22 protein-coding genes are annotated in these 24,623 nt (G+C 64.1%); 8 read left to right on the forward strand and 14 right to left on the reverse strand.

Annotated elements, in window-relative coordinates:
* Positions 1-108 precede the first annotated feature (108 nt).
* Positions 109-1,989, forward strand: a complete 1,881-nt coding sequence (locus FCS99_RS07815) for a DUF885 domain-containing protein (RefSeq protein WP_138511518.1) — start codon at positions 109-111, stop codon at positions 1,987-1,989.
* An 11-nt stretch (positions 1,990-2,000) separates the two neighbouring features.
* Positions 2,001-3,902 (forward strand): DUF885 domain-containing protein, encoded by a 1,902-nt coding sequence (locus FCS99_RS07820; RefSeq protein ID WP_138511519.1) that lies wholly within the window; start codon positions 2,001-2,003, stop codon positions 3,900-3,902.
* Positions 3,903-3,971: 69 nt separating this feature from the next.
* On the opposite strand, the gene fliE is transcribed toward FCS99_RS07820, so the two are convergent.
* The 3 genes from fliE to flgB are packed head-to-tail and all read right to left on the reverse strand — an operon-like array spanning position 3,972 to position 5,187.
* Positions 3,972-4,280 (reverse strand): flagellar hook-basal body complex protein FliE, encoded by a 309-nt coding sequence (gene fliE / locus FCS99_RS07825; protein WP_138511520.1) that lies wholly within the window; start codon positions 4,278-4,280, stop codon positions 3,972-3,974.
* 38 nt (positions 4,281-4,318) lie between these two features.
* Positions 4,319-4,732, reverse strand: coding sequence for a flagellar basal body rod protein FlgC (gene flgC, locus FCS99_RS07830; RefSeq protein ID WP_138511521.1), 414 nt, complete (start codon positions 4,730-4,732; stop codon positions 4,319-4,321).
* A 14-nt stretch (positions 4,733-4,746) separates the two neighbouring features.
* The gene (gene flgB, locus FCS99_RS07835; RefSeq protein WP_138511522.1) at positions 4,747-5,187 is read right to left on the reverse strand and encodes a flagellar basal body rod protein FlgB; all 441 of its coding nucleotides are present in this window, start codon (positions 5,185-5,187) and stop codon (positions 4,747-4,749) included.
* 108 nt (positions 5,188-5,295) lie between these two features.
* Between flgB and FCS99_RS07840 the strand changes: the two genes are divergently transcribed.
* Both FCS99_RS07840 and fliP read left to right on the forward strand, forming a co-directional pair.
* Entirely contained in the window at positions 5,296-5,616 is a 321-nt protein-coding gene (locus FCS99_RS07840) for a flagellar biosynthetic protein FliO (protein WP_138511523.1), read from the forward strand.
* Positions 5,613-6,377: a flagellar type III secretion system pore protein FliP gene (gene fliP / locus FCS99_RS07845; protein ID WP_138511524.1), complete on the forward strand. Its 765-nt coding sequence runs from the start codon at positions 5,613-5,615 to the stop codon at positions 6,375-6,377. The genes FCS99_RS07840 and fliP overlap by 4 nt, the downstream gene beginning before the upstream one ends.
* 2 nt (positions 6,378-6,379) lie before the next feature.
* Here the strand turns inward: fliP and FCS99_RS07850 are convergent, their stop codons facing one another.
* The 6 genes from FCS99_RS07850 to FCS99_RS07875 form a co-directional block, all read right to left on the reverse strand.
* Positions 6,380-6,748 (reverse strand): SpoIIAA family protein, encoded by a 369-nt coding sequence (locus FCS99_RS07850; protein WP_138511525.1) that lies wholly within the window; start codon positions 6,746-6,748, stop codon positions 6,380-6,382.
* Positions 6,749-6,812: 64 nt separating this feature from the next.
* Complete coding sequence (locus tag FCS99_RS07855; RefSeq protein ID WP_138511526.1) at positions 6,813-10,208, reverse strand: hypothetical protein; 3,396 nt, start codon at positions 10,206-10,208, stop codon at positions 6,813-6,815.
* Entirely contained in the window at positions 10,192-10,935 is a 744-nt protein-coding gene (locus tag FCS99_RS07860; protein WP_138511527.1) for a MotE family protein, read from the reverse strand. The genes FCS99_RS07855 and FCS99_RS07860 overlap by 17 nt, the downstream gene beginning before the upstream one ends.
* 4 nt (positions 10,936-10,939) lie before the next feature.
* Positions 10,940-11,338, reverse strand: a complete 399-nt coding sequence (locus FCS99_RS07865; protein ID WP_138511528.1) for a DUF6468 domain-containing protein — start codon at positions 11,336-11,338, stop codon at positions 10,940-10,942.
* Entirely contained in the window at positions 11,335-12,420 is a 1,086-nt protein-coding gene (gene fliM / locus FCS99_RS07870; protein WP_407658277.1) for a flagellar motor switch protein FliM, read from the reverse strand. Before fliM ends, FCS99_RS07865 begins: the two co-directional genes overlap by 4 nt.
* A gap of 67 nt (positions 12,421-12,487) precedes the next feature.
* Positions 12,488-13,054, reverse strand: coding sequence for a flagellar basal body-associated FliL family protein (locus tag FCS99_RS07875; RefSeq protein ID WP_138511530.1), 567 nt, complete (start codon positions 13,052-13,054; stop codon positions 12,488-12,490).
* Between the two features lie 261 nt (positions 13,055-13,315).
* Between FCS99_RS07875 and FCS99_RS07880 the strand changes: the two genes are divergently transcribed.
* The 4 genes from FCS99_RS07880 to flgH are packed head-to-tail and all read left to right on the forward strand — an operon-like array spanning position 13,316 to position 16,590.
* Complete coding sequence (locus FCS99_RS07880) at positions 13,316-14,068, forward strand: flagellar hook-basal body complex protein (RefSeq protein ID WP_138511531.1); 753 nt, start codon at positions 13,316-13,318, stop codon at positions 14,066-14,068.
* A gap of 14 nt (positions 14,069-14,082) precedes the next feature.
* Positions 14,083-14,868 carry a flagellar basal-body rod protein FlgG gene (gene flgG, locus FCS99_RS07885; protein WP_138511532.1) on the forward strand — a complete coding sequence of 262 codons (786 nt, stop codon included), beginning with the start codon at positions 14,083-14,085 and terminating at the stop codon, positions 14,866-14,868.
* A 14-nt stretch (positions 14,869-14,882) separates the two neighbouring features.
* Positions 14,883-15,827, forward strand: coding sequence for a flagellar basal body P-ring formation chaperone FlgA (flgA, locus tag FCS99_RS07890; RefSeq protein ID WP_138511533.1), 945 nt, complete (start codon positions 14,883-14,885; stop codon positions 15,825-15,827).
* Positions 15,828-15,843: 16 nt separating this feature from the next.
* Positions 15,844-16,590, forward strand: a complete 747-nt coding sequence (flgH, locus tag FCS99_RS07895) for a flagellar basal body L-ring protein FlgH (protein ID WP_138511534.1) — start codon at positions 15,844-15,846, stop codon at positions 16,588-16,590.
* A 68-nt stretch (positions 16,591-16,658) separates the two neighbouring features.
* Here the strand turns inward: flgH and ligA are convergent, their stop codons facing one another.
* The 5 genes from ligA to ftsZ all read right to left on the reverse strand — a co-directional run bounded on the left by ligA (position 16,659) and on the right by ftsZ (position 24,578).
* A complete protein-coding gene (ligA, locus tag FCS99_RS07900) occupies positions 16,659-18,764 on the reverse strand; it encodes an NAD-dependent DNA ligase LigA (protein ID WP_138511535.1) in 2,106 nt (701 codons plus the stop codon).
* A 409-nt stretch (positions 18,765-19,173) separates the two neighbouring features.
* Positions 19,174-20,871 carry a DNA repair protein RecN gene (recN, locus tag FCS99_RS07905; RefSeq protein WP_138511536.1) on the reverse strand — a complete coding sequence of 566 codons (1,698 nt, stop codon included), beginning with the start codon at positions 20,869-20,871 and terminating at the stop codon, positions 19,174-19,176.
* A 24-nt stretch (positions 20,872-20,895) separates the two neighbouring features.
* Entirely contained in the window at positions 20,896-21,732 is an 837-nt protein-coding gene (locus tag FCS99_RS07910; RefSeq protein WP_138511537.1) for an outer membrane protein assembly factor BamD, read from the reverse strand.
* A gap of 114 nt (positions 21,733-21,846) precedes the next feature.
* Positions 21,847-22,803 carry a UDP-3-O-acyl-N-acetylglucosamine deacetylase gene (lpxC, locus tag FCS99_RS07915; protein ID WP_325053215.1) on the reverse strand — a complete coding sequence of 319 codons (957 nt, stop codon included), beginning with the start codon at positions 22,801-22,803 and terminating at the stop codon, positions 21,847-21,849.
* Positions 22,804-22,943: 140 nt separating this feature from the next.
* Positions 22,944-24,578, reverse strand: coding sequence for a cell division protein FtsZ (gene ftsZ / locus FCS99_RS07920; protein ID WP_138511539.1), 1,635 nt, complete (start codon positions 24,576-24,578; stop codon positions 22,944-22,946).
* Between the last annotated feature and the right edge of the window lie 45 nt (positions 24,579-24,623).

Below are 24,623 nucleotides of genomic sequence, written 5' to 3' on the forward strand. Positions count from 1 at the left end.
CTGCCAGACTATATCAGGAGGACAGCCGCTGCCGGCCGGTAGCGGCTGCCGTCCGTTCTGAGGCGCTCGACCTGTGGGAGGAGAGAGCGCCGGGTGGGGAGACCGAAAATGATCCGATCCGTACGCACGCCGCTGGCCGTGTCGATGCTGGCCCTAGTGGCCGCCTGTTCGCAGCCGGAAGCCGGCAACACGAACGCGCCTGAAGCCCCGATCAGCGAGGCCCAGCGCCCGGTCGAACAGACCGAGACCGAGCAGCTCTATGCCTGGTTCAACCTGTTGTTCGAAGCCGACCTGTCGCGCTCGCCCCAGGGCATGACCTCGTTGGGACGGCTGGACGATCTGGAGGCCTATGGCCAGTGGGATGATGTGTCCGACGCCGCAGCCCAGGCCGACCAGCAACGCCGGATCGACCGCCTCGCCCATCTCCATGACGCCTTCAATTTCGAAGCGCTCGACGAGCAGGGCCAGGTCTCCTACCGGGTGTTCGAGTATCTGCAGGAAACCGGAATTCGCCAGTACGAGTTTCGCGACCAGACGTATGTCTTTACGCAGATGTTCGGCCCGCACACCGGCATGCCGACCTTCCTGATCAATACCCATCGGGTCGACAATACCGACCATGCCGAGGCCTATATCTCGCGACTGGCCGGCTTCAGCGACGTGTTCGACACGCTGATCGAACGGGCGGACACGCGGGCAGAGGCCGGCGTCATGCCGCCGCGCTTCGCCTTCGACTATCTGATCGGCAATACACGCGCCGTGATTACCGGCGCGCCGTTCGATGACAGCGAGACCGACAGCCCGCTGCTCGCGGATTTTCGTGCCAAGGTGAATGCGCTGGAGATCGACCAGGCCGCCAAGGATGACCTGATCGCCCGCGCGATCCAGGTCATGCAGACGCAGACCGGCCCGGCCTATGAGCGCCTGATCGCGATGTTCGAACGCCACCAGGAAATGTCCGACACCCGCGACGGGGCCTGGAAGCTGCCGCGCGGCGAAGCCTATTACCAGAGCCAGCTGGCCGGTTTCACCACCATGCCCGACCTTTCCCCCCAGGAGATCCACGATATCGGCCTGTCCGAGATCGAGCGCATCCATGGCGAGATGCGCGGCATCATGGAGCAGGTCGGATTCGAGGGAACGCTGGGCGAATTCTTCGAATTCATGCGGACCGATGAGCAGTTCTACTATCCCAATACCCCGGAAGGCCGTGAGCGCTATCTCAACGAGGTGGATGCCGTGTTCGACCGGGTGCGGGATGTCATTCCGGACTATTTCGACACCACACCGCAGGCGCCGATGGTCGTGCGTGAAGTGGAGGCCTTCCGCGCCGCCGGTTCACCAACCGCCTTCTACAATTCACCGGCGATGGACGGGTCCCGCCCCGGAATCTACTACGCCAACACGTCGAACATGCGGAACCTGCCGACCTACCAGATGGAGACCCTCGCCTATCATGAGGGCATTCCCGGTCACCATTTCCAACTCGCCCTGACCCAGGAGCTGGAAGGCCAGCCCATGTTCCAGCGCCAGCTCTACCTGTCCGCCTTCGGCGAAGGCTGGGCGCTCTATGCAGAGAGCTTGGGCAAGGATATGGGCCTTTTCACCGACCCGTATCAGGACTTCGGCCGCCTCGCCTACGAGCTGTGGCGCGCCGGCCGCCTGGTGGTCGATACCGGCATCCACGCCCTGCGCTGGAGCCGCGAGGACGCCATCGAATACCTGCTGGAGAACACCTCCTTCACCGAGGAGGAAGTCACGCGGGAAGTCGAGCGCTACATCGTCTGGCCGGGCCAGGCGACCTCCTACAAGATCGGCCAGATGCGGATCCGCGATCTGCGCGACTATGCCCAGGCCGAACTGGGCGAGGCTTTCGACTGGGGTGAGTTCCATGATGTCGTGCTGACAAATGGCTCCCTGCCGCTGCCGGTCCTGACCGAGCTGGTCAATGATTATGTCGCGGCCAACCGGCCGCAGGGTTCCGAGTAAAGGGGAAAACGATGTCCAAATTCACACCCGCCTCCTGGCTGGCCGGGGTTTCCGCCCTGGCGCTGCTGGCCGCTTGCTCGCCCACCGGTGATGAGGGCGAGGATGTCGCCCCGACGACGTCGTCCGAGACATCTGCAGAAGCTTCGGCTGCCGTAACGGATGCGGCCGAGGCCGCAGAGACGGAAAGCGACCGCCTGAACGCCTGGTTCGACCAGGTCTTCGAGGAAGGGCTCAACCGATATCCGCAATTCCAGACCTATCTCGGCCGCAAGACGAATTACGGCGCCTGGAACGACAATTCGCCGGCCTTCCAGGAAGAGACCTACCGGATCGGCCAGGACAATCTGGCCTATATGCGGGCCAATTTCGATTACGACGCGCTGGACGAAAACGCCCAGCTGTCCTGGCGCCTGTTCGAGTATGATGCGGAACGCGACGCACAGTCCTGGCGCTGGCGTGACCATGGCTACACCTTCACGCCGCGCTCCGGTCCGCACATGAACACGCCGACCTTCCTGATCAACAATCACCGGGTCGACACGCTGGACGATGCCGAGGCCTATATCGAGCGCCTCAACGGCATGGGCGATTATCTCGACCAGGCCATCGCGAACTCCCGCCGTTCCTTCGAACTGGGCGTGTTCACCCCGCTGTGGACCTATGCCCCGATGATCGAGACCTCGCAGAACGTCATCACGGGTGCGCCCTTTGATGACAGCGGCGAGGACAGCCCGCTGATGGCGGACTTCCGCGGCAAGGTCGAGGCGCTGGAGCTGGATCCGGCCGAGGCGGAACGCCTGATCGGTGAAGCCGAGACGGCGCTCACCGCAGTCGTCGAGCCGGCCTATCAGCGCATCATCGCCCTGTTCGAGGAACAGGCTGCGCAAGCCACCGAGGATGACGGCATCTGGAAGCATCCCGATGGCGGCGAGTACTACAACCATCTGCTCAACGGCTATACGACGATGGACCTCTCCGCCGAGGAGATCCACCAGCTCGGCCTGCAGGAAGTCGCCCGCATCCATGACGAAATGCGCGCCATCATGGACCAGGTCGGTTTCGAGGGCTCACTGCAGGACTTCTTCGAGTTCATGCGCACGGACGAGCAATTCTACTACCCGAACACGGATGAGGGACGTGACGCCTATCTGGCCGACGCGACCGCGCTGATCGACACGATGCGCGAGACCCTGCCGCAAATGTTCAACACCTTCCCGGAAGCCGATCTGGTCGTGCGCCGCGTCGAACCCTTCCGCGAGGCGTCCGCCGGCAAGGCCTTCTACCAGCGCCCGGCCCCGAACGGCTCGCGCCCGGGTGTGTACTACGCCAATCTGCGCGACATGGCCGACATGCCGACCTACCAGATGGAAGCCCTCGCCTATCATGAAGGCCTTCCGGGTCACCACATGCAGCTGGCCATCATGCAGGAGCTGCAGGACGTGCCGGCCTTCCGCCGCTTCGGCGGTTACACGGCCTATACCGAAGGCTGGGGTCTCTACACGGAATACCTGCCGGTCGAGTACGGCTTCTATTCCGACCCGTATTCGGACTTCGGCCGTCTGGCGATGGAGCTGTGGCGGGCCTGCCGCCTCGTCGTGGACACCGGCCTGCACTATCACCAGTGGGACCGCGAGCAGGCGGTCCAGTACCTGCTGGAGAACACGCCGAACCCGGAAGGTGACAGCCGCAATGCGATCGACCGCTACATCGTTTATCCGGGCCAGGCGACGGCCTACAAGGTGGGCATGCTGGAAATCCTGCGGCTGCGCGGGATGGCGGAAGAGGCCCTCGGCGAGGCCTATGACATCCGCGACTTCCACGATGTCGTCCTGACCCAGGGCGCCATGCCGATGGCGGTGCTGGAGGAACAGGTCCAGGCCTGGATCGAGGAAGAGACCGGGTCGGAGCAATAAGCCGGACCCAGCGCATGAAAAAGGCCCCGCAAGCGGGGCCTTTTTTGTGTCCGAACGGTACCGAAACAATCAGATCGGCATGCGCAGGATTTCCTGGTAGGCGCGGACCACCTCGTCGCGGACGGCGACGACGGTTTCCAGCGAGATCTCGGCGGCAGAGACGGCCGTCACCACGTCGAGCAATTCAGCTTCACCGGCAGCAGCGGCCGCAGACATCTGTTCGGCATTGGCCACGGCACCGGTCGTATCGGCAATGGCACTGGTGACCATATTCCCGAAATCGAGCCCGGAGGTCGGTTCGGGCTGAGTCCCCATATTGGATTGCTGGGCGGCACGGACCGCGGCCTGGTAGGCCTGGACGGCGGCAAGATCAGCCATGTCTAACTATCCTCGTTTCTCAAGGCGGCGCGCGCGTTCTAGCGGCGCAGCAGGTCCAGCGTGCTTTGCTGCATGCGGCGCGAATTCTCGATCATGTTGAGATTGGCCTCATAGGTGCGCATCGCTTCACGCATATCCATCATCTCGACCAGCATCTGCACATTCGATGTGCTGACATAGCCTTCCGCATTGGCCGCCGGGTGACCGGGGTCGTATTCCAGTGTGAACTCGCTCTCGTCCGGCGCGACATCGGTCATGCGGACCATGTTGAGCCCGGTGGCGCGGTCCAGCTCGGCCTCGAAAACCGGGATCTGGCGGCGATAGGGATCACCGCCCGGTTCCCGCGCCGTCGATTCGGCGTTGGCGATGTTTTCCGAAATGATGCGCATGCGCGCAGCCTGCGCCCGGAGGCCGGCTGCAGAGATCGACATGGAGTCGTTTGCGTCACCCATTTTGAGTCACCTTCCTATCGGGCCACCGGACGGATCGCCGTCCGGATGAGCCCCAGATTCTTCTGGTAGAGGGTCAGTGCGGTTTCGTACTGCATGCGGACTTCCTGGGCACGAACCATCTGTTCTTCCAGGACGACCGAATTGCCATTGATCGTGGTTTCAGAGTCCGGCGCATCCTGGCTGCTCCAGGAGCGGGACGCCGAGCCACCGCCCGATCCGGACATGTGACCGGCCTCGGCGGTTTCCAGACGCACGCCCGATGTTCCGCCAGCGACGCCCTGGCCGCGCAGCTGACGCTGCAGCGCGCTCTGGAAGTCGGCGACGTCGAGGTCCTTGGCCGTGTAGCCAGGCGTATTCGCATGAGCGACGTTTTCCGAGATCACACGCTGGCGCTCGGCATTGAAGCTCATCGATTGGCGAAGCATGGCCAGGACGGACACGTCATCGGGTCGCATGCGCGAATCCCCTTCTCTACGTCTTAACGAACCTGCTCCCGCACAGTTAATGCCGCCTTAACCGCATCACCCCACACCGGGGTAATCTCTTATGAGGCAGGGTCTTCCATGACCGAGATCGACTGGACGCATTATTTCTTCGCCATCGCCATCCTGGCCATGCTGCTGGGCGGGCTGGGCCTGTTCTCCCATGCCGTCAGAAAAGGCTGGATTCTCCAGAACATGACCGGTTTGCGCGCCCTCACCCAGGGCCATCGCCGGCGCTTGGCGTTGAAGGAAACCCTGGTCATCGATCCGCGCCGCCGTCTGGTGATTCTCCAGGCCGATGACATGGAGCATGTCGTGCTCCTCGGCGCCGAAGCGGAAACCATCCTGTCCAGCCAGGCCGCACCGGCCGAACCCGCCGAACTGCAGGAGACGGCATCATGAAGAAGGGCTTCTGGACCTGTGCGGTTCTCTTCCTTCTGGGCCTGCTCACGCTGGCCGGGGCCGGCGTGGCCGACGCACAGAGCATTACCATCGATACCGGCACCCAGGGCGAGCTGACCGAGCGCGTCCTGCAGCTGGTCGCCCTGCTCACCGTCCTCTCCCTGGCCCCGTCGATCATCATCATGACGACGAGTTTCGTGCGGATCATCGTGGTGCTTTCCCTGCTGCGCACCGGTCTGGGCTTGCAGCAGAGTCCGCCGAACGCCGTCCTGGTCTCGCTGGCCATCTTCCTGACCGGCTTCATCATGGCGCCGGTCTTCACCCAGTCCTATGACGAAGGGATCCAGCCCCTGCTGGAGGAAGAGATCGAGCTTACCGAAGCCTTCGACCGCTCAACGGCACCGCTGAAAACCTTCATGCTCGCCCACACGCGCGAGGATGATCTGGCCCTGTTCATCGAAATGTCCGAACAGCCGCTGCCGGACAGCCCGGAAGCCACGTCGTTCTGGATCGTCGCGCCCGCCTTCATGATCTCCGAACTGCGGCGGGCCTTCGAGATCGGCTTCCTGCTCTTCATCCCCTTCCTGATCATCGACCTGGTGGTCGCCTCAATCCTCATGTCCATGGGCATGATGATGCTGCCACCGATCGTGATCTCACTCCCGTTCAAGCTGATCTTCTTCGTCCTCGTCGATGGCTGGCGGCTCGTGACGGGGTCCCTGATGCAGAGCTTCGGGACGATCGGGCCGGCCAGCGGCTGACCTCAGTCCCCGCCGACCAGCCAGGCGTTTGCCGCGCCGATCTTGTCATCGTCGAAGACCCGTACCGGCATGGGCATGAAGATCGACACGCCGGTCACCATGGCGGAGATGGCCGCATTGTCTGTCACCACGGCAATACGCGAGATATCCGTCATGTGCTGGAGGCCGACCCGCGCATCCGCCCACATGGCTCCGGGCGAAAAGCCGTCAAACTCCGGACCGAACCAGTACAGCATGCGTACCGGACCGTGAGCCTCGATCGCGGCCTCCAGCCCCGGGACCAGCGCCTGCTCATAGTCTTTCGCGGTCACTTCACCGACCGCCTTGGCCACGACCAGACCGGCTTCGGCATCAATATCAACGAGGATCATGGCTGTATCTCCTGTAACCCGACAGGAGTGTGCGCTCTTCGCCCAAGGCAATCAAAGCGACGAATTAACTCGGCCCACCGCCATTGTTGAAACGGTCGCGGAAGGGCTCGATGAAGGCTTCCAGCGTGTCAATGCTGGCAATCCGGGTGGCCAGATCCGAGAAGCGGGCACTGCCGGCGCGGGCATCATCATCGGTGAGAAGCGCAAAAGCGGCCGCTTGGTCCGTCTGGTCCATGGCCGGCCCATAGCGCTCACCCAGCCGGCGGGCGCCGGTCATGTCCCGGGCCAGGGAATAGCTGATGGCCGCCCGCATCACATCGGCCTGCTCGGACAGGTCGAGCGGCTCATCGGCGGCGTAGCGATTGCCCAGAATACCTTCCAGGCGACGGCCGGCCGTGGCCCAGTCGCGGCGGGTCCAGGCGACATCAGCCCGCAGCCGATTGGCCGCCTCGGACTGGTCCGCGGAAATCAGTTCCAGCGCCTGATCATGGCGGCCCAGCTCGGACAGGGCCCGGGCTTCCAGCAAATAACGCTCATCCACAACGGCCTCCGGAAGACCGGCGACGCGGGAGGTGCGGATGGCATTCAGCGCATCCTCGTAGCGCCGGTCCATCAGGTAGACGATGGCCAGATCGGTCGCGACACGCGCCCGTGCCAGCGGCTCGCGCAGACGCGAACTGACCTGGTGTTGCAGGAGTTCGGCGGCCGGGTCGAGGAGATCAAAGGCAATCAGGCGGTCCGCGAGGCGACGGATCATGCGGTCGCCATCCGCTCCGATGGGGGCGAGGTGCTGGTACTGATAGAAAATCGCCACGGCCTCGACGGGATCCATGCGGTCCGCCTCGCCTTCCAGGAAAAGGCGCCGGAAGATCGTCGTCATGTCCTCGCCGATCCGGCGGCCGGCCTCGGTATTGGGGAATCGCGCCTGGGCCGTGTCCATCGTCTCCAGGCCACGCGCATACTCGCCCGAGCCAACATAAAGCTCGCCCAGCATGCGAACGGTTTCCAGCTCGATCGTGTCACCGCGCCAGCGAAAGCGGAGGTTTTCGAGATTCTCGATCGCCTCTTCACGGCTGATCTGGCCCACAGCGAGCTGCAGGCGATAGAGATCGAACAGGGATTGGGCTTCCATCAGGCCGTCGCCGGACTCGGCCAGCGCCTGCAGGCCGAGAATGGCGGCTTCGGAGTCGCCATCGGCTTCCGCCAGGCGCGCCTGGATGTAATCGGCTTCCATCCGGGTCTGCTCATCCGGCTCGCCGCCCTCAAGCAGATAGAGATGGTCCTGGGCCGCTGCGAAATCGCCCAGTTCCAGCGCGGCCCGGGCATGGGCCGCGTGGAAGCGCGCCTGCCAGACCGGCGGGTAATAATAGATGGTCGTCCCGCCAGAGGAGAAACGGCGGCGGGCATCCTGCCAGCGCTCCTCACCGACGGCGGCCATGGCCCGCCAGAGATCTGCGGCAGGATCCATCGCCAGCGAGGCGTGGGAGAGATACTCCTCGGCCTCGTCGAGGCGGTTCAGCATGTAGCTCGCCACACCCTGCATGGCGCGGACATGCGCATCATTGGCCAGGGCGGGTTCGGTTTCCAGTGCCAGGTCGAGCATGCCAAGGGCTTCCGGTGCCAATTCATTGGCCAACAGAAAGCGCGCCAGCGCGACCTGCCCATCCGTGCCGTCTTCCAGCGCGGCCCGGCGCAGGCGGGCGCGCCATTCTTCCGGGAAGTAGCCATCCCCGGCCCAGGCATCAAAATACATCAGGGCCGGCGAGGAAATATTGGCCAGGACGGAATTGTCGGGGCGACCGCTATCCCCGCCAGCCGGCGTCAGATTGAGACCACCGGGGCGCGATACCACGACACCGGACCCGATCAATTCGACATGGATGTCATCGGCCAGCACTTCGACCGCCGCGCCCTGGGCGCTGGGCAGGATGGAGCCTCCGACAAACTCGCTGCGCGCCGTCACGCCCTGCACGGGGGCGGCCGCGGTCACCACGGCAACCCGGTCACCTACGACAGGGTCCGTGACCCAGCGGATTTCACGCGGTTCCGCCATGTCCAGCAGAATGCGCCCCGGACGGGCCCGGCGGGCATCACGGCGCACCTGGATCGGGCGCGGCGGCGCATCAATGCTCTCGGAAAAGACAACGGTCCAACGGCTGCCATCAACCCGGGCCTCGGCCTGGGAGGCCGCCGGGACAACGATCCGGGCCGCCGTCCAGTCTTCACCCTGCACCGCTTCGAAATTCCGCACATGGCGCCGGTTGGTCGTATCCAGCTCGCGCAAATCGAGGCGGGCGGCCGCATCGAAAACGATCCAGATCGCATCACCCCGGCGGAAGACGGATGCGCCCGGAGCTGCGGCCCAATCAAACTCGATCCGCAAATCACCGTTGAATTCCGACATGTTGGCGCGAACCACGCCGCCTTCCGGCACCGGGTTGGCGCGCAATTCGGTCGGGGCTTGCGTATTGGCTTCGGTGTTCTCAGCCTCCAACCAAGACGGCGGTGCGACCGGCTCCTGCGTATCAATCGGAGCTTCCGATACCGGCTGTTCCGTCGTTTCAGCAGGTGCAGTTTCCGGCGTTTCTGAGACAGGCTCACCCGCTTCCGCGTCGAGCTGGTCGCCCAGCGTGGCGAGCAATGTCGCCGCGTCGGCGAAGTCCGGATCGGGCAAGTCGACGACGATCCGTCCATCCTCGCCCCAAGCCCGCACCTGCACGCCGGGGTCCACGGTCAGACGCAGGACGTACTCATCGCCCTCACGACTGGCGCGAAGACGTTCCAGGAAACGCGGCGGCGAGCCCGCCAGCCGGTCCAGATTGACCTCGGCCGGCTGCGCAAAACGCACTTCGGCCTCGCGGCCCTCCTGGCTCAGGGTGAAGTCGACATCACGCGGCCAAAGAAACTCGATTCGCGTATATTCCGTGGCCTGCCCGACGCGATAGCGCACCGGCAAGGCTTCGGCCGGCGGCGGAGGCGGCGGCGGCAGGGCGGCCAGTTCAGCGGCGCGGCGGGCCTCTTCGCGTTCACGGGCCTCGCGCGGCGAGACCACAGCGTCCGGGGCATCAGCCCCCTGCGGGACGAGATCGATTGCCACTTGGTCATAGCTTGAGGACACATGCGCATCGGCCGGGCGGTTAAGGGCCACACGCAGGGTGCGCCCGTCCGGGTCAAGACGCGCGCGGGCCGCCAGGTCACCCAACTGGGCCGCAAGATCATCCGTGTCGGCGTCGAGCGGTTCGCTCAGACGGGCAATGAGAACCGTGTGTTCAACGGAGGCTTCAGCCGTGGGACGGCTGTCCCCGACGCGATCATCATAATCGATCAGGATCCGCGCACCTGCCGGGGACCGCTCAACGACAAACACCCCGGCCGATTGGGCCAGGGCTGTCGATCCGAGCAGGGCCAACGCCAGGGCGTGACCGGTCAGACGCAGGATATGACTAGCCTTCGTCGGCAAGCCGCGCCTCCAGCTCCGTCACGGTGTCCGGCAAATCGCTCCGGGCCGCCATGCGCTGGGTCAGCTGGGCAGCATCCGGCGGCGTCATTTCCGCCAGGATCGGCCCGAACTGGCGGTTCGACATGCGCGCCGCAATCTGGATCTGGGTATCCAGGTCCAGAGTGGCGATGCGCTCGGCGGCGTCGCGGGCATCCATGGCGGCATACCACGCAACGATCACCTGCATGTCTTCGCTCTCGCGTTCGGACAGGGAATTGGTCAGTTCCATGATCTGGTCGCGCAGGGAGTTGAGCTCGTCGATCTTGCCGTCGACACGCTGTTCCATGGCCAGCATCAGGGCTTCGCGGGTTTCCAGCTCGGATTCGCGGGCATCCAGTTCGGCCGAGCGTTCGCGCAGCCGATAGATGACACGCTCTTCCTCGGCCGTGCGCACGCCATTGGCAATCCGTTCGGCAAAGGCCGCCGAGACTTCACCGGCCGGAGGCGGCGTGGTGCGCGCCGGAGCCGGCGCGGCCTCCTCGGCGTCGTCAGCGGTCTCGGCCTGATCGTCTGCCGGCGGCACATCCCCTTCGGCCGTGTCCTGCTCCGACGCCTCAACAGACAGCATTGTGGCCGCATGGGCGCTCCACCAATCGGCGGCGCCATTGGCGACAGACAGGGCTTTCAGGCCAAACAGACCGCCCATCAGGACGGCCAGAACGGAGAGGAGGCGAACGGAATCACGCATGGATCTAGCGGACGTCCTTCAGGTCGTTGATGACGCGCGAACCGGCGCCTTCAGGAAAGAAATCGGCAGCGCGGCGACGCGGCGCCGTGCGCGGACGGTTGGCCAGGCTGTCAGCGGTGCGGTCGGCCTTGCCCGTGATCAGGCTCAGCTCGTCGGTCAGCTTGCGAGCTTCGGCGACCCGCGCTTCCAGCTCCTTGCCGGACAGGGTCGTGGCGCGTTCAAGCGCCGCCAGGCTGGCGCGGGCCCGGTCCGTCGCCTCATTGAGCGCGATGACCGAAGACTGCACGCCGTCCTGCCCTTTCTTGAGGGCAGACAGGCGACGATCCACACGCCAGCACGAGATGACGGCGACCAGAAGAAGGGCGGCCACCAGGCCTTCGAAAACCAGGGCTGCGAGCGTCATGCGAACCTCATCATCGCTTTTTTGGCGCCCGGCGAGAGCGGTCCGCTCAGGCGCAGGGCGACATTGTGTCCAATCCGGCCCATACGGCCGCGCGTCAGGGGCACCTGCCCGCAACGCAATTCAACTTCACTGTGGGGTGTGGCGTCGAGGAAGAGCGTGTCGCCGACCTTGAGATCTGCGACCTTGCCGAGCGGCAAGCGCTGTTCGTCGAGTACGGCGTGCACTTCCATATTGGTCGACCACAACTCGGTCGCCAGGTGGCCTTCCCAGATATTGTCGCGACCGAACTTCTCACCCATGAATTGCTGAAGCAGCATTTTCCGGATGGGTTCCAGCGTCGCATAGGGCAGCAGGAGTTCGATCCGGCCGCCGCGATCTTCCATGTCGATGCGCAGCTTGACCAGGATGGCCGCGTTCGCCGGACGGGCAATCGCCGCGAAGCGCGGGTTGGTCTCGACGCGCTCCAGATCGAAATCGACCTCGGTCAGCGGTGCGAATGCCTGCTTGGCGTCGCCGAGGACGACTTCAATCATCCGCTGGACCAGCATGCGTTCGATCGTGGTGTAGGGACGGCCCTCGATCCGCATCGCCGAGGTGCCGCGGCGACCGCCGAGCAGAACGTCCACGATCGAGTAGATCAGGTTCGAGTCCACCGTCAGCAGGCCGTAATTGTCCAGCTGCTGCGCCCGGAACACGGCCAGGATGGCCGGCAGCGGGATCGAGTTCAGATAGTCGCCGAAACGGATCGAGGAGATGTTGTCCAGCGAAACCTCGACATTGTCCGAGGTGAAATTGCGCAACGAAGTCGTCATCAGGCGCACAAGGCGGTCGAAGACGATCTCCAGCATCGGCAGGCGCTCATAGGAGACCAGCGCGGAGTTGATGATGGCGCGGATGCCCGACTTGTCGGCCGCATCATCATCACTCAGCGAGAAGCCGAGCAGACTGTCGATTTCGTCCTGGTTGAGGATGCGTTCGGGGCCACCACCAACAGTCGGCAAGTCCTGTTCGTCGTCGTCACCGCCGCCAACCATGGCCTCCCATTCGGACGCCAGGTCGAGGTCGTCACCGTCCTCGGCCATGGCCTCCCATTCGGCGGCAAGGGCATCCTGGTCCATATCGTCAGACATCGGGCTCTCGTCCTTGGGGTTAGTCGACAATCATGAACTGCTGGATGAGCACGGCATCCACCTGGGCGGGTTCGATCGCCAGGTTCACACGGCGCAGCAATTCCAGGCGAACCCGGTGCATGCCGGCCGAGCCGTACAGATCATCCTCACGCAGTTCGCGCAGGAACATGATGAACTGGTCCATGATGGAATCGACATTCGCTTCCAGAATGGCGCCCAGTTCGGGATTGGAAGATTCAAAGGAGACCTGCAGCTGCAGGATCACCGGCCGTCCATCGGTCGAACGGATGTTCGTGGTGATGGTCTCGGACTCACCCTCGCCCTCCGTCAGGTCATAATAAAAGACCTCGTCACCGTGCGTATCATGCACTTCGGCGACCTCGTGGCCGTCGCTCTCGCCATGCGAGTCGTCGGCATGCGCGGCCTCGTCATCTCCGCCGCCGGAGAAGAGCAGGAAACCGCCCACGCCCGCGAGCAAGAGAATAAGAACGGGCAAGCCTATGAAAAGAGCCAGTTTTATCGGGCTCTTCTTCGGCTTTTCCTCGCCTTCGGTCTCGTCTTCGATGTCGTCGTTTTCGTCGGCCATGCCGCCAGCTCCAAACGGAAGAATCGTCTGAAACCATTAACGGCGGACGCGGTTAACGTTTCGTAGTAATCGGAGCAAACCCGGCAAATTGTTCCCACCCGCCCGGACTCCTTTGCCGCAAGGGAAACCCCTTCCCCCCGGCCTCCCCACCCCAAGTTATTGATAACCATGGAAATTAACCTTGGCACGCTGCGTGCAACTTGTCGGGCAACCGCTGCGATATGACGGCGGACCCCAGGTATCCAGAAAGGAAACCGCCCGATGGACAACGCAATCATGATCGGCCTCACGCGCCAGATGACCCTTCGCCGGGGCATGGACGTGATCGCCAACAACATCGCCAACGCAGAAACGGCCGGCTTCAAGGCCGAATCGCTTCTGCTCGAGAATCAGCCCGCCCGGACCGCCGAACACACGGACGGTCCGTCCGACCTCCAGTATGTGAATACGTGGGGCATGGGCCGTGACTTCTCCCAGGGCGCGATGGAATTCACCGGCCGCCCCTTCGATGTCGCCATCGAGGGTGACGGCTTTTTCGCCGTCGAATCGAACGGTCGCGAACAATACACCCGCGATGGCCGCTTCCACACCGACGCGGAAGGCCAGCTGGTTGCCGCCGATGGCGCCCTCGTTCTCGATGCCGACACGCGCGGCCCGATCCTGCTGAACACCAATGCCGAGAGCACGACGATCGTCGATGGCGGCGCGGTGATGCAGGACGGGATCCAGGTCGGTCGCATCGGCGTGTTCGAAATCGCCAACCGGTCCGAGATGACCAAGGAAGGCAATGGCCGTTACACCATTCCGGCTTCCGACAATCCGGATGAAGAGCCGCAGGCCATGTTCGACCCGGTCGTCCGCCAGGGCTTCGTGGAAAGCTCCAACGTCCAGTCCATCGTCGAAATCACCGACATGATGTCGATCATGCGGTCCTACCAATCCGTCTCGAAATTCCTGAAAGACGCCGAAGACCTGAACCAGCGCGCCATCGAGCGCCTCGGTCGCGTCAGCTAAGGAGGAGTTGAACCATGCGTGCACTCACCACCGCCGCTTCGGGCATGCAAGCCCAGCAGATGAATGTCGAAGTGATCTCGAACAACCTGGCCAACATGAACACCACGGGGTTCAAACGCCAGCGGGCCGAGTTCCAGGACCTCATCTACCAGAACGTCCAGGCCATGGGCATGAACTCCTCTGATGCCGGCACGATCGTGCCGACCGGTGTCCAGGTCGGCCTGGGTGTCCAGGCCTCCTCCATCTACCGGATCACGGAACAGGGCTCGCTGAACAATACCGGCAACCCGTTTGACCTGGCGATTTCCGGCCGCGGCTTCTTCCGCATCCAGATGCCGGACGGTTCCGACGCCTTCACCCGCGCCGGCAATTTCGCCATCAGCGCGGAAGGCCAGATCGTCACCGCCGACGGTTATCCCGTCGCGCCGGGCATCGCGATCCCGCAGGACAGCCGCGAAGTCTCGATCAACTCGCAAGGCCAGGTCCAGGCGCTCATCGACGGCCAGACCGAACCCCAGACCGTGGGTCAGCTGGAACTGGCCACCTTCTTCAATGAAGGCGGGCTGGAAGCCATCGGTGACAATCTCTACCTGGAAAGCGCCGCCTCCGGTGCTGCCAATGTCGGCACGCCGGACAGCCCCGGCTATGGCGCCGTCATGCAGGGCTATGTCGAAAGCGCGAACGTCAACGCAGTCTCCGAAATCACCGCCCTCATCCAGGCCCAGCGGGCCTATGAGATGAATGCCCGCGTGATCACGGCTGCCGACGAGATGCTCGCTGCCTCCTCGAACCTGCGCTAACGGAGGGCTAGTTGATGACCCGCCAATCCGTCTTTGCTCTCGCCTGCCTCACCACGGCTCTGGCCACGGCTCCGGCCCTGGCCGGCGAGACGGTCGTCCTGCGCGAAACCCTCAATGTCGAGGGCGCACATGTCACGCTGGGCGATCTTTTCACCGATGCCGGCGCCAGCGCCGACATCGTCGTCGCCCGCGCTCCGGCGCCGGGCAGCCGCACCTCGCTGGATGTCGGTTACATCCAGCGCATCGCGGCGGAAAACGATCTGGACTGGGCCAATGCCGGCGGCATCCGCCGCGTCACGGTGGCCCGGGCTAGCCGCTCGGTCGATGCCGACATCCTGACCGACATGATCGAGGGCGAACTGATGGCTCGCGAAGGTCAGGTCCATGATGTCCGCCTGGCCAATAACGGCCTCGTGCTTCATGCCCCCGTCGAAAGCGTGGGCGGTCCGCAGATCGTGTCGCTGAACTATGACATCCGCTCCGGCATGCTGTCCGCAGAGGTCGCCGCCTATGACGGGGCCGAACCGGTCCGTGTCACCGGCCGGGCCTATGCCACGGTCGAGGTTCCGGTCCTGGCCCGCGCGATGCCGGCCGGCAGCGAGATCAGCGGCGATGACATTGACTGGCTCTCGGTCCGGGCTGATCGCCTCCGTCCCGACGCCGTTCTCGACCCGATGGACCTGATCGGCTTCGAGACCCGCCGCACCCTGCGTCCGGGCGAAGCCCTGCGCAGCTATGACATCCAGCGGCCGATGGTCGTGGAACGCGGCGAACTCATCACACTTCTGTTCGAAGCTCCCGGCATCCAGCTCTCCGTCCGGGCCCGCGCCCTTGAGGATGCGGCCGACGGTGAACTCGCCCGCTTCGTCAATCTTCAGTCCAACCGCACGGTGGAGGCCCTCGTCGACGGGCCGGGCCGCGCCCGCGTCGGCTTCTCGCCGGCCACCACCAGCTTCTAAGCCCAGGGAGTCCCCCATGATCCGCAAGCTCGCTCTTCTCGTCATCGGTGCGGCCGCCCTGCAGGCCTGTGCTGCCACTGACCGTCTGTCCTATGTCGGCCAGACCCCGCCGATGACGCCGCTGGAAAGCCCGGCGCCGCTGGCCGGAAACGGTCCGTCGCAAATCCCGATGCCGACCTATGCCATGCCGCAACAGCGCGTTGTCGGCACGTCCAATTCGCTGTGGAACGCCAATTCGCCGACCTTCTTCGGTGATCCGCGAGCGGCCCGCATCGGCGACATCCTGACGGTCAATATCGACATTTCCGACAGCGCCCAGCTGCAGAATTCCACCGCCCGCTCGCGGGCTTCGGCGGAAGACAGCAATCTGGCCAGCTTCCTCGGCGCCGACCTGACCGGCTTCTTCAACGACAATATCGATCCGAACAATCTGACCGATTTCGGCTCGAACTCCTCGCAGACCGGCACCGGCTCGGTGAACCGCAATGAGAGCATTTCTCTGACGGTGGCCGCCCTGGTGACCCAGGTTCTGCCCAATGGCAATCTGGTGATCGCCGGACGTCAGGAAGTGCGCGTGAACAATGAGGTTCGCGAGCTCCTGATCACCGGGATCGCCCGCCCGCAAGACATTGCTTCGGACAATACGATCGCCCACACGCAAATCGCCGAAGCCCGGATTTCCTATGGCGGCCGCGGTCATCTGACCGACATGCAGCGCCCGCGCTACGGCCAGGAGCTCTATGACCTCCTGATGCCGTTCTAGGACTTAAGACACCCCACCACCATCGGGTTCACTTGGGCCGTCACCTCGCGTGACGGCCTTTTTTTGGGCTACTCCCCGATGAGGGAAAACCATTCATCCTCGGTGAGGGTTTCCACGCCCAGATCCGCAGCCTTTTTGGCCTTGGAGCCGGCGCCCGGGCCTGCGACGAGGTAATCGGTCTTGCCGGAGACCGAGCCGGATACTTTCGCGCCCAGGCTTTGCGCCTTGGCCTTGGCCTCGTCGCGCGTCATGCGTTCCAGCGTTCCGGTGAAGACCACCGTCTTGCCGGCCACGGGGCTGTCATTCTTGACCGCTTCGGCGTCCTCGATCGTGAGTTCCGTCTCGAGCCGGTCCAGAACATCCCGGTTATGGCTCTCGGAAAAATACTGCTGCAGGGCTTCCACGGCGGCATTGCCGATCCCGTCTATCCCCAGCATCTCGGCCCGGACGGCCTCGTTGGCGAGGGCTTCAGCGGCCGCCCGGAAATCCGGCCAGCGCGTGTAGGTGCGGGCCAGGAGCTGGGCCGTGTTCTCGCCGACATGGCGAATGCCCAAGGCATTGAGAAAACGGCCGAACGCAATCGTGCGCCGGTCCTCGATCGCCTGGAAGAGATTGCCGATACTGGTTTCACCGAAGCCTTCGCGCTTCTGCAGGGGCGGTGAGATTTCGCCGGCCTCATTGCGCGCCTTCAGGGTGAAGATATCCGCCGGCTCCTTGACCAAGCCCTCTGCCTGGAAGGCCTCGATCTGTTTGGTGCCCAGCCCCTCGATATCGAACGCCTTGCGCGACACGAAATGCTTGAGCCTCTCCTTCAACTGGGCGGCACAGACCAGACCGCCGGTACAACGGCGGACAGCGTCCAGCTTGCCGGTCTTTTCATCATGTTCGCGCACGGCATGACTGCCGCAGACGGGGCATTCCGTGGGAAAGTCGAACGGCTCTGACCGGTCCGCCCGGTCCGGATCGACGACGCGAACGACCTGCGGAATGACATCACCGGCGCGCTGGATAGTCACCGTGTCGCCAATGCGGATATCCTTGCGCTCCAGCTCGTCCTGATTGTGCAAGGTGGCATTGGTCACCACCACGCCGCCGACCGTGACCGGCTTGAGCCGGGCAACCGGCGTCAGGGCGCCGGTCCGGCCGACCTGGATGTCGATGGCTTCCAGGACCGTGGTGGCCTGTTCGGCGGGGAATTTGTGGGCGATGGCCCAGCGTGGCTTTCGGCTATCGAAGCCCAGACGCTCCTGCCAGTCGAGCCGGTCGACCTTGTAGACGACACCATCAATGTCATAGCCCAACGTTGCCCTTTGGGACTCAATGGAGCGGTACACGTCAATCAGATCGGATACGCCATTGCACCGCTTCATCAGCGGATTGGTCTCAAAACCGAATGATTGGAGTCTCGAAACGGCATCAAGCTGGGTCTGCGCCAGCGGTTCACTCACCTCACCCCAGGCATAGGCAAAGAATTTCAGCGGACGCTGCGCCGTCATCGCCGGATCGATCTGGCGCAGCGAGCCGGCAGCCGCATTGCGCGGGTTCTTGTAGGCGGGTTTGCCGGCCGCTTCCTGGCGTTCATTGAGGGCGGCAAAATCGGCGTGGGACATGTAGACCTCGCCGCGCACTTCCACCACATCAGGCCAGTCCGTGCCGGCCAAGGTGTCCGGGATCTCGTCGAGGGTCAGGAGATTGCGGGTGACGTCCTCGCCGGTCTGGCCGTCTCCGCGCGTGGCGCCATGGACCAGCTTGCCCTTTTCATAGCGGATCGAGGCGGACAGGCCATCGATCTTGGGCTCGGCGGTGATCGCAACCGGCTCGTTCTCGCCCAGACCCAGAAAACGGCGGATGCGGCCGACGAAGTCCTCGACATCCTCATCCTTGAACGCATTGCCCAAGGAGAGCATGGGCACGGCATGGGTGATCTCGCCGAACTTGCCGGACGGCGCCGCGCCGACCCTCTGGGTCGGGGAAAACAGATCCACCAGGAACGGGAAACGCGCCTCGATTCCCTCGAGCCGCTGACGCAGGGCATCATAGATCGCATCCGACACTTTCGGCGCGTCATTCTGGTAGTAGGCCTTGTCGTGCTTGGCGATTTCCTTCGCCAGGCGCGCATGCTCATCCCGCGCTTCTTTTTCGGTCAGGGCTTCGACGTCCTTGAGTGCGCTCATCGCGGTCGGGTCTTTCCGGCTAGTCAGGAACCACACGCCAGACGGCGCGACTCGACTATGCCAGAAGCCCCGCCCCATCCGGTAGACCCCAGCCTCACATCGAGGCAGGCGGATGGGCAGCAGAACTGGCGGCAGATCCGGCAGATCAATCCGCAGCCGGAACGGCACCGCCATCGGACAGGCATGCATGCCGCCTGAAGGAGTCCGCCTTAATCTCCTTATAAGGATATTGAGAACCGTCCCGCCCCAGGGCAGGCAGGATTACGTGGGGCAATCCGGTGGGCGTTGGCATTGGGTTCCGGGATGGGATGGGAGATGGGGTCGGTGTCGGATCCGAAGTGAGATCCGGAATGGGATCCGGATTAGCGTTCCGGGCAGAGGCCGCGCAGCGGTTTCTATCGTGTTCCGATCAGGCCTCGACGGCCATCAGCGCATCAGCCTGGGCCCGCGCGGCATCCGTGACTTCGGCCCCCGACAGCATGCGGGCGATCTCTTCGCGGCGTTCGGCGCCTTCCAGGCGGATGAGCGTGGCGCGCATGCCGCCCTGCCCGTCCTCATCCTTGACGATCTTCCAGTGATGATCGGCGACGGCAGCGACCTGCGGCGAGTGGGTAACCACGAGTGTCTGGCCCTGCTCTGCCAGGCGCTTGAGACGGCGGCCGACCGCATCCGCGACAGCGCCGCCCACACCCTGGTCGACCTCGTCAAAGACCAGGACCAGGCCCTCATCCTCACCGGCCAGGGCGACCTTCAGCGCCAGACCGAAACGCGACAGCTCGCCGCCCGAGGCGATCTTGTCCAGCGGGCCGAAAGGTGCGCCCGGATTGGTCGCGACTTCGAAAACGATCTGGTCGCGCCCGTCCGGACCGGCCTTCTCATCATCGGACTGGATGGACACGCGGAAGCGCGCCCGTTCCATCTTCAGCGGCGGCAATTCGGTGGCCACAGCCTCGGCCAGGTTTTCGGCGGCGCGGGTCCGGCTGCGGCTCAGCGCATGGGCGGCGTCATCATAGCGCGCCCGGGCGGCCGACATGGCGCGTTCAGCCTCGGCGATCCGGTCTGCAGCATTCTCAATCGCGTCCAACTGCTCGGCGAGCCGACCATGCAAGGCCGCCAGGTCATCGACATCGACATTGTGCTTGCGCGCCAGCCCGCGCAGGGCGAAGAGGCGTTCCTCGACCGCGTCCAGCTGGCCCGGTTCGACATCAAAGGCCTGCGCCGCATCAGACAGGGCGTCTTCGGCCTCGGTAAACTCGATCAGCGCCCGGTCAATGGCACCGGAAGCGCGTTCCAGCGCTTCACCGGCCGCGCCGCCGCCATCGCCGATATGAGAGCGCACCCGTTCCAGCCCGCGCAGGGCCGCATTGAGCCGGCCTTCCAGACCGCCACCATCGCCGGCCAGGGCGTCCTGGGCTTCCTGGAGATCGCCCAGCGCGCGCTCGGCGCCTTGCAGGAACTGGCGCTCCTCGGCGAGCGCTGCCTCTTCACCGGCACGCGGAGACAGGGTTTCCAACTCCTCCAACGCATGGGTGAGAAAGGCTTTCTCCTCATCGGAGGCCTTGTTGGCCCGGATCAGCTCCTCATGGCGCTTGCGGGCCTCGGCCAGTCCGGACCAGGTCTCACGGCAGGCCTTGAGCAGATCGGCATGATCCGCATAGGCGTCGAGATAGCCGCGATGGGTCTTGGGATCCATCAGGCCCCGGCCGTCATGCTGGCCGTGCACTTCCACCAGGACATCACCCAGGGCGCGAAGCAGGCCGATACTGGCGGGCTGGTCATTGATATGGGCGCGTGAGCGGCCATCCTCGGCCAGGCGCCGCCGCAGGATCACCGGTTCGCCCGGCTCGACCAGGATGTCGGCCTCGTCGAGCAAGGCGCGGGCCGGATGGGAATCGGGCAGGTCGAATTCGGCAATGGCCTGGGCTTCACCGGCCCCGGCCCGGACCTGGGCCCGGTCGGCGCGTTCACCTGCGGCCAGACCCAGTGCGCCCAGAAGAATGGATTTACCAGCCCCGGTTTCACCGGTCAGGGCGCAGAGTCCGCTTTCGAAAGCCGCATCAAGCGCGTCGATCAGGACGACGTTGCGAATGGAAAGGGAGAGCAGCATTCAGCCGTTCGCACCCCCGCTCGCCTAGCCGAAGATACGCCGCCAGGCGCGATCGAAATAGGACGGATCCTCTTGCTCGATGGCTTCATCGATGGCGATGCCTTCGCGCGAGAGCAGATCATAGCTGTCCTGATACCATTCGCTGCCCGGGAAGTTGTAGCCGAGCACGGCGGCGACCTGACGGGCTTCCTCGTCGATGCCGAGGGCGACATAGGACTCCACCAGGCGATGCAGCGCCTCCGGCACGTGCGAGGTCGTGCCGTAATCATTCACGACATTGCGGAAACGGTTGATCGCTGCGAGATGGAAATTGCGGCGCAGATACCAGCGGCCAATGCTCATTTCCTTGCCGGCCAGATGGTCGCGCGTCATGTCGATCTTCAGGCGGGCATCGGTCGCATAGCGGCTTTCCGGATAGCGGCGCACAACCTGCTGCAGCGCGTCCAGGGCCTGCTGGGTGGCGGCCTGGTCACGGCCGACATCCATGATCTGCTCGAAATAGCAGATCGCGACGAGATAGTAGGCATAAGCGGCGTTGCGGTTACCCGGGTGCAGCGAGATGAATCGCTCGGCATCCGAGATCGCTTCCTCATAATTCTGCGACTGATAGTTCGCGAAAGCCGCCATCAGCATCGACCGGCGCGCCCATTCCGAATAGGGGTGCTGGCGCTCCACTTCGTCGAAGATCTGGGCCGCCGTGCGATAGTCGCCCCGATCCATGCGCTGGATCGCCGTCGCGTAGATCGTTTCGGCCGGACGCTCGACATAGGCAACAGCCGTATCGGGCCGGTTCCCGGCGCATCCCGCCAGAACAGCGGTGGACAGGACAAGCGAAAACAGGGAACGCAACGGAAGGGTCATTGGACACAGGGCTCAGCAGCTGTGGCGGCCCGGCGGCCACCCGTTCGCAAACGTTGTAGCGGATGATTTGCCACGGCAAAAGTGCCGCGTCAGCACTGTGTTGAAATCAGCCGCTCAGGAATGGGCCAGAGCGACGTCCTGGCGGGCATCATCCCGCATGTTGATCCATTTCCAGCTGGTCGGATCATCAAGCAGGGCACGCAAAGCCAGATTGTTGATGGCATGACCCGGGCGCTCGGCCGAATAGCGGCCGATGATCGGCGCGCCGGCCAGACTCAGATCGCCCAGAGCGTCGAGTGCCTTGTGACGGACGAATTCATCCTTGAAACGCAGACCCTCGGGATTCGCGACGCCCTCATCATCGAGCACCACGGCATTGTCCATGGAACCGCCGCGCGCCAGACCGGCTGCGAGCAGGGCGTCATAATCCTTCTGGAAACCGAACGTGCGCGCACCGGCGATGTCGTCGGAGAAAATGTCCGGCGTCACGTCGAAGACGCAGGCCTGGCGACCGACGGCGGCATGCTCGAAGGCAATCTCCACCTCGATCATCGGCTTCAGCGCCGGCAGGAAGCTGGCGCGGCGCTCATCCATTTCGACCGTTACCGGCTTGAGCACCTGGATCGCGCGACGCGGAACCGCATGCGCTTTCAGACCCACCTGACGGATGAGTTTGACGAAGGGCGCGGAGGAGCCGTCCATGACCGGGATTTCCGATCCGTCGACCTCAATCACGGCATCGTCGACACCGAGGCCGGACAGGGCCGCCATCAGGTGTTCGATCGTCGCGATGGTCGCGCCGGCCGCATTGCCGATCGTCGTGCCCAGGCGCAATTCGCAAACAGCGTCCGCCTTGGCCGGGATACGGTTGTCGATGTCGGAGATATCGGTGCGGACGAAGCTGATACCAGCGCCGGCGGAAGCCGGTTGCATCACCATGCGGACACGTTCGCCAGAGTGGAGACCAATGCCTGCGCAAACCACGGGGGCCGCCAATGTGTGCCGGTTAATCACTGTTACGCGCCGTCTGCTCTTGTTTACCCTAACGGACCGGCGAAAACGCCAATCCACGCCTGCACACAACACCAGGCGATGTCTGCATTCAATTAAAGCATTGTTGCGGTTTGTTACGCGTTTGCAGCAAACCCGGAAACGACAAGGCCCGCCCGGTTGTCCCGGACGGGCCTTGCCATGAATTCAGATAGTTGGACCTAGTTGGCCTGGCGACGCAGGAAGGCCGGGATCTCCAGATCCCCCTCTTCCAGACTGTCCCCGAACAGATCACCCGATTGCGGGCGCGGCGCAGAGGTCTGGACCGGTGCCGTCTTGGTCACCGGCGCTGCTTTCGGGGCCGGCTCGGCCGGCTTGCGACGACGGCCGAACAGGGAGAATCCGCCCCGCTTGGGCTCTTCTTCCCGGGGTTCCGGCGCGGACGGAGCCTGCGACTGGGTCCGGCGCTCTTCATAGCGGGCATTCAGCTGCGCAGCCTGCTCGGCGAGACGCGCCTGGTCCTGGACAACGCGCGGGGCTTCGACCGAACCGGTCTGAACGTCGGTGCGGACTTCCGCAACATAGGGGTCGTGTTCGGTTTCCGTCTCGATATGCGTGTTGGACACGGCATCGCTGAGGTCCTCAGCGCCCACCGCCCGTTTCATCGGCTCGGCTTCAAGCTCGGTTTCGGCCGCTTCGACTTCCGGTTCGGCGCGACGGACCAGCGGTTCATGGCGCACGGGCGTGCGCGGCATCTCCGCGGCCAGACGTCCCGGACGGTCCGAATTGGTGCGTTTCCAGGGCAGGATGGCGTCGTTCGGGCTGGACGCCGCCGGAGCCGCTTGCGGCTGGCTGCGCTGGCGCGAACGCGGGTCGGCCTGGATCTGGATTTCCGCATCGATACCGGTTGCCACCACGGAGACACGCATGGACCCTTCCATGGTCTCGTCGAAGGTGGAGCCGACAATGATATTGGCTTCCGGATCGACCTCGGCGCGGATTTCATTCGCCGCCTCGTCGACCTCGTAGAGGGTCATGTCATAGCCGCCGGTGATGTTGATCAGCACGCCGGTGGCGCCCTTCATCGAGACATCGTCGAGCAGCGGGTTGGAGATGGCAGCCTGGGCGGCCTCGACGGCGCGCTTTTCGCCGCCGGCTTCGCCCGTGCCCATCATCGCCTTGCCCATTTCGTTCATCACGGCACGAACGTCCGCGAAGTCGAGATTGATCAGGCCCGGCATGACCATGAGATCGGTGATGCCGCGAACGCCGGAATGCAGGACCTGGTCCGCCATGGAGAAGGCTTCGGCAAAAGTCGTCTTTTCCGTGGCGATGCGGAACAGGTTCTGGTTCGGGATCACGATGAGCGTATCGACATGCTCCTGGAGCTGTTCGATCCCGCTCTCGGCCAGCTTCATCCGGCGCGAACCTTCAAAGTGGAACGGCTTGGTGACCACGCCAACGGTTAGGATACCCATGTCACGCGCGGCGCGGGCCACGACCGGTGCCGCACCCGTGCCGGTGCCACCGCCCATGCCGGCCGTGATGAAGACCATGTGAGCGCCGCCCAGATGCTCGCGGATTTCCTCCATGGAATCCTCGGCGGACTGTTCGCCCACTTCCGGACGGGCCCCGGCACCGAGACCTTCGGTGATGGCGGCTCCCATCTGGATGCGTTTTTCCGCGGAAGAGCGCTGCAGGGCCTGGGCATCCGTGTTGGCCACGACAAAGTCGACGCCTTCCAGATTGGCCTCGATCATGTTGTTGACCGCGTTGCCGCCGGCTCCGCCCACCCCAAAGACGACAATGCGCGGACGCAATTCAGTGGTTTCAGGGATGGAAAGATTGAGTGTCATCTCAGACCTCGTGCACGGGTACAATGGGTTAACGGCGATTCACCA

The organism is Maricaulis alexandrii, from assembly GCF_005871165.1.
Taxonomy (GTDB): domain Bacteria; phylum Pseudomonadota; class Alphaproteobacteria; order Caulobacterales; family Maricaulaceae; genus Maricaulis; species Maricaulis alexandrii.